Source organism: Cupriavidus sp. 96C5-1 (assembly GCF_057798855.1).
This window is the reverse complement of sequence record NZ_JBYOJU010000103.1, coordinates 1-5451: the sequence shown is the minus strand read 5'-3', so window position 1 is coordinate 5451 and position 5451 is coordinate 1. Positions and strand designations below refer to the sequence as shown.

Sequence of the window (5451 nt, the reverse complement as noted above, 5' to 3'; positions counted from 1 at the left end):
TCAGGCGGCCATGTCCAGTTCGGGCAGTGGGATCTCCTGCGCGACGTAGTCGTGGTAGAGGGCGGTGGTGTAGAGCAGGCGCATCTGGGCGCCGATCTCGCAGATCTTCAGGCAGCGCTGCTGCAGCTCGACGGTGTTGGCGTGCTCGAGGACGATCTGGTAGCCGCGTTCGCCGTGGATTTCGTCGGAGACGATATGCAGGTCGAAGAATTCGACCTCCTCGTCGGTGAAGCCGTACTTGTCGCGCAGGGTGGGGGTCTGCTTGCGGTAGATCGAGGGCACCTGGGATTCGAGGCCGACCACCAGGCCGGCCACGGCGACGACGGGGTCTTCGCGCATGGCCACGGCATAGCACCAGCTTTGCAGGCCGCGGGTGGTGGGGGACATATTGTCGGGGTCGAGCACGCGCTCGCGGGTGGTGCCGCAGGCCTCGGCGAAGCGGATCAGCAGGTCGGTGTGGCGATCGCCGCCGATTTCCTCTTCATACATATTGGCCAGCAGGAAGTCCTTGGCTTCGGTGAAGCGGTCGGGGGTGCGGGCGTAGAGGTAGGCGAGGTAGTCGGCGAAGGGGCCGACGTAGTGGTAGTGGTTCTCGGCCCAGCGGGCGAGGTGGTCGCGGGAGAGTTTGCCGCTGGCCCATGCCACGCTGAAGGGGGCCTTGTTGGCGCTCTTGCCCTTGATGGCGTTTTCAAGGGCGGCACGGAAATCATCGCGGTTCATCAGTTCGGCCATTGGGGGCTCCTGTGGCAACGGGTTCAAGGTTGGGGGACTGCGTGGCGTGGTCCGGAAGCATCGATCCGATACCTTGATGCAAATTGTATACTATCTACAGTTTTGCGAAAGAGGGTTTGAGGCGATTTTGTCTGCGCACGGTATTCGTGCCTGATATCTGGCGTTCATGCGGCTTTGGCTTCACCCGCCGCGGCAATCTGCCGGTAGGCGAAGCCCGCCAGCGCCACATCCTCCAGTCCGACGCCCACCGACTTGTAGATCAGGATGTCCGCGTCGCTGCCGCGCGCCTGCACGCTGCCGGTTACCACCTCGGCCAGTTCGACGATCTTGCCGGCCGGCAGCGCGGCGGGGTCGGCCAGCACGATGTCGCCTGCCTCGCGCATCGATTGGGGGCGCCATTCCACCACCAGCTTGCTGGCGCGCGCGAGCGCTACGTCATCCAGTTCGCGGGTGTGCGGCAGGCTCGAGCCGATCGCTGCGACGAAGGCGCCGGGCTTGAGCGCATGGCCGGAGAACAGCGGGGTGGTGGAGCGCGAGGCAGTGACCACGATATCGGCCTGGGCTGCCGCCTGGTCCGGTTCGGCAAAGGCCGCCGGGATGCCGCACCACTGCGCCAGGCGCTCGGGCATGGCGGCATCCGCGTACGGGTCGGACAGCAGGATGCGCTCGAGCGGCAGCGCGGCGGTCAGCTGGCGCGCATGCTGCACGCCTTGCGTGCCGGCACCGAACAGGGCCAGCACTCGCGCGCCGGCGCGGGCGAGATGGCGCGCGGCCAGTACCGAGCAGGCCGCGGTGCGTAGCCGGGTGATGGCGCCGGCATCGAATGACGCCAGCGGGCGGCCATCCTCGGTCGAGAAGATCAGGATGACAAAGGAAAACTGCCCTTTGATGGTGGTGTAGACCTTGGCGCCCGCCACCTGCTGCTCGGGAATCACCGCGCCCAGCGTGGATAGCTTGACGCCGCCGGCCTCGGTGCGGATGCGCTCCTGCATGGCCGCCTTGCCTTCGCCGAAGCTGCGAAAGGCGTCCAGCATTACTTGCTGGACGTCGGCGGGGTTGACGTGGCGGTCGATCATCTCGTCAGTGATATGCAGCATGGTCTGTTTCCTGGGTTCCTGGGTTGGCGCGATGCGCTCTGGGTGAGCGATGAGGGAAAGGATGGGCATGTGGGGAAAAATCAAGCGAAGCCTCAGGCGGGCAGGGCGAGCTTGATCAGCACGCCGAGCGCGCCGGCGCTGCACAGTGCCAGCAGCAACTGGCGCACGGCCTTCGCCGGAAAGCGGTTCTTGAGGCGGTTCGAGACGCCAAAGCCGATCAGCAGCATGGGCGACAGGCTCGCGCTGAGCCAGAGATCGTCCAGGCCGAAGCGGCCGGCGGCGGACAGCATGGCCAGCGAGAAGGCGGCGCCGGCGCACAGGATGCAGCCGATGGTCGCCCGCAACTGCGCAGGCGGCAGGTGCTGCATGACGATGGCGAAGGGCGGTGCGCCGGCCGAGGTGACCGTGCCCATGAAGCCGGATGCGGCGCCCGCGACAGCCATGTTCAGGCTGGATGCCCGCACCCGCCAGCCCAGCAGGCTGAGGCCCACCGCCGCCAGGATCGACAGCGCGAACACCAGCGCCAGCAGGTCGGCCGGCAACTGCGTCATGGCCGCCACCGCCACCAGCGTGCCGGCGGCGCGGCCCGCCAGTGCATTGCCCGCCGCCTGCCAGGCAATGGCGCGGAACTCGCGCAGGGCGCCGAGCAGCGAGACCAGTCCGCCCATGGCAAGCAGGGGGCCAGGGGCCAGTTGCGGGAAAAACAGCACGGCGACCGGGGCCGACACCATGGAGAAGCCGATCCCGCCAACGCCCTGCAGGCAGGCGCCGGCCAGGATCAGGGCCCCCATCATGCCGAATTGCCAGGCCGTGATGCCGGCGGGTAGGAGGGTGGAAAGTGTCATGGTGGCCTTGGGATGGAAGAACTGTGAATTATTGGTATACAGTCTACATAAAAATACAAGAGATAGGCATCGGTGCTTTAGGGCATGGGCTGCGCCAGCCCGCAAAAGGTGCCTGAATGCCCTTTATTGGCGCGGAAAAATAAGGGATTGCACCAGTCTGGGTGGAATCCCTAGCTCAGTCATATTTCCCTTGTTTTGATCTCAATCAAGAATATAGTATACGTTCATGGGGCAGCCATAGCCCCGAGCGTCGACAGACGATGGTCTCTACAGACAAAGATCCAAGGGGAATACATGCAACACGAAGTAGCGATAGGGGCGGCACACTGGATCTACCTGGTGGGCGTGGCGGTGATCGTCATGACCATGATCCTGCGGGCCAATGTGGTCGTACCGTCGATCCTGGGCACGTTCCTGGTGGTGTTCGCGCTCACCGGCAGCCCGGTGTCGGCGCTGGGCGGGATCTTTTCGGCAAGCCTGGTGGCGGCCAAGGAGCTGTTCAACATCTTCCTGGTGATCGCCTTCATGACCGCGCTGCTCAATGCGCTGAAAACGCTGCGCTCGGATATCCGCATGGTCGAGCCGTTCCGCGTGGTGATGAAGAACGGCCATTCGGCGTTCTTCATCCTCGCTGGCATCACCTATGTGATTTCCCTGTTTTTCTGGCCTACGCCGGCGGTGCCGCTGGTGTCGGCCATCCTGTTGCCCGCAGCGATCGCCGCGGGCCTGCCGCCACTGGCTGGCGCCATGGCGATCGCGATTGCCGGCCAGGGCATGGCGCTCTCGTCGGACTATGTGATCGGCGTGGCGCCGGGCATCAGCGCCAAGGCGGCCGGGGCCGCGGTCAGCGCGGCGGTGGTGGCGGACCGCGCGCTGGTGCTGTCGATCATTACCGGCGCCATCGCACTGACCCTGGCTTACCTGTCGATGCGCAAGCACATCGTGCCGGCCAGCGGCACCTTGCTCACCAGCTGGCAGGCCCGCGCCAGCGGCGCCGATCCGCAGGTGGAGCACGCCGGCACCTTCGACAAGGCCGAGATCGCCCGCGGTACCGAGCATGCCGAGCCGCTGGCCACCGATTCCAATATCGAGCGCAGCCTGGCCATGGTGGCGCTGCGCCGCGTGAAGTGGTCGAAGTGCTTTGCGCTCGTTACGCCGCTTGCCTTTTTCGGGGTGGTGGCGGTGATGGTGGTGCCCAAGATGGGCAGCGGACTGCCCGAGCTCAAGGGGGGCGACGCCGCCGCGCTGGTCGGTGGCGTCGCGGCGCTGCTGATGATGCTGGCCACGCTGGCCGCCGAGGGGCCGCGCAAGATGCTCGATGTTTGTCCCGAGCACATCACTGATGGTTTTGTCTTCGCCTTCAAGGCGATGGGTTCGGTGCTGCCGATCGCGGGCTTCTTCTTTGTGGGCGCGGGCGAGACCGCGGCGCAGATCCTCGGCGTCAGCGTGGACAAGGCGCCCAGCCTGCTGTTCGAGCTGATCCAGGCTTACCAGCACCTGATTCCCGACAACCACGTGCTGGTGGCCTTCGGCGTGCTGCTGGTGGGCATGATCACCGGCATCGACGGCTCCGGCTTTGCCGGCCTGCCGCTCACCGGCACGCTGGCCGGCGCGCTGGGCCCGGTGGTGGGATTCGATTCCGCCACGCTGGCGGCCATCGGCCAGATGGGCGCGGTCTGGACCGGCGGAGGCACGCTGATCGCGTGGTCGTCGCTGATCGCGGTGGCGGGCTTTGCGCGCGTGCCGGTGCTCGATGCGGTGCGGGCCTTGCTGGTGCCGGTGCTGATCGGGCTGAGCGTTTCCACGGTATGCGCCATGCTGCTCTGGCGCTAGCGGGCAGGGCGGTGCTTGCCGCCTTGGTCGCGATGGTTGCCTGATATTGGAAGAGCGAGGCCCCTGGCCTCGCTTTTTTTGTATCTCGGCATCTTTCCGCTCTTTTCAAAAACTGTAGATAGTATACAATTTGCATCAAGGTATCCGATCGATGCTTCCGAACCACGCCACGCAGTCCCCCAACCTTGAACCCGTTGCCACAGGAGCCCCCAATGGCCGAACTGATGAACCGCGATGATTTCCGTGCCGCCCTTGAAAACGCCATCAAGGGCAAGAGCGCCAACAAGGCCCCCTTCAGCGTGGCATGGGCCAGCGGCAAACTCTCCCGCGACCACCTCGCCCGCTGGGCCGAGAACCACTACCACTACGTCGGCCCCTTCGCCGACTACCTCGCCTACCTCTACGCCCGCACCCCCGACCGCTTCACCGAAGCCAAGGACTTCCTGCTGGCCAATATGTATGAAGAGGAAATCGGCGGCGATCGCCACACCGACCTGCTGATCCGCTTCGCCGAGGCCTGCGGCACCACCCGCGAGCGCGTGCTCGACCCCGACAATATGTCCCCCACCACCCGCGGCCTGCAAAGCTGGTGCTATGCCGTGGCCATGCGCGAAGACCCCGTCGTCGCCGTGGCCGGCCTGGTGGTCGGCCTCGAATCCCAGGTGCCCTCGATCTACCGCAAGCAGACCCCCACCCTGCGCGACAAGTACGGCTTCACCGACGAGGAGGTCGAATTCTTCGACCTGCATATCGTCTCCGACGAAATCCACGGCGAACGCGGCTACCAGATCGTCCTCGAGCACGCCAACACCGTCGAGCTGCAGCAGCGCTGCCTGAAGATCTGCGAGATCGGCGCCCAGATGCGCCTGCTCTACACCACCGCCCTCTACCACGACTACGTCGCGCAGGAGATCCCACTGCCCGAACTGGACATGGCCGCCTGA

At 65.5% G+C, this 5451-nt stretch carries 5 protein-coding genes; 2 read left to right on the top strand and 3 right to left on the bottom strand.

The features are described from left to right. The 3 genes from AC3FOF_RS44315 to AC3FOF_RS44305 form a co-directional block, all read right to left on the bottom strand. Entirely contained in the window at window positions 1-732 is a 732-nt protein-coding gene (locus AC3FOF_RS44315; protein ID WP_488728125.1) for an iron-containing redox enzyme family protein, read from the bottom strand. 164 nt (window positions 733-896) lie between these two features. Continuing rightward, entirely contained in the window at window positions 897-1829 is a 933-nt protein-coding gene (locus AC3FOF_RS44310) for an ornithine cyclodeaminase family protein (RefSeq protein ID WP_488730287.1), read from the bottom strand. A 92-nt stretch (window positions 1830-1921) separates the two neighbouring features. Beyond that, complete coding sequence (locus AC3FOF_RS44305; RefSeq protein ID WP_488730286.1) at window positions 1922-2674, bottom strand: sulfite exporter TauE/SafE family protein; 753 nt, start codon at window positions 2672-2674, stop codon at window positions 1922-1924. A 294-nt stretch (window positions 2675-2968) separates the two neighbouring features. Between AC3FOF_RS44305 and AC3FOF_RS44300 the strand changes: the two genes are divergently transcribed. After that, window positions 2969-4507 (top strand): hypothetical protein, encoded by a 1539-nt coding sequence (locus AC3FOF_RS44300; protein ID WP_276269567.1) that lies wholly within the window; start codon window positions 2969-2971, stop codon window positions 4505-4507. Window positions 4508-4719: 212 nt separating this feature from the next. Further along, the gene (locus tag AC3FOF_RS44295) at window positions 4720-5451 is read left to right on the top strand and encodes an iron-containing redox enzyme family protein (protein WP_488728125.1); all 732 of its coding nucleotides are present in this window, start codon (window positions 4720-4722) and stop codon (window positions 5449-5451) included.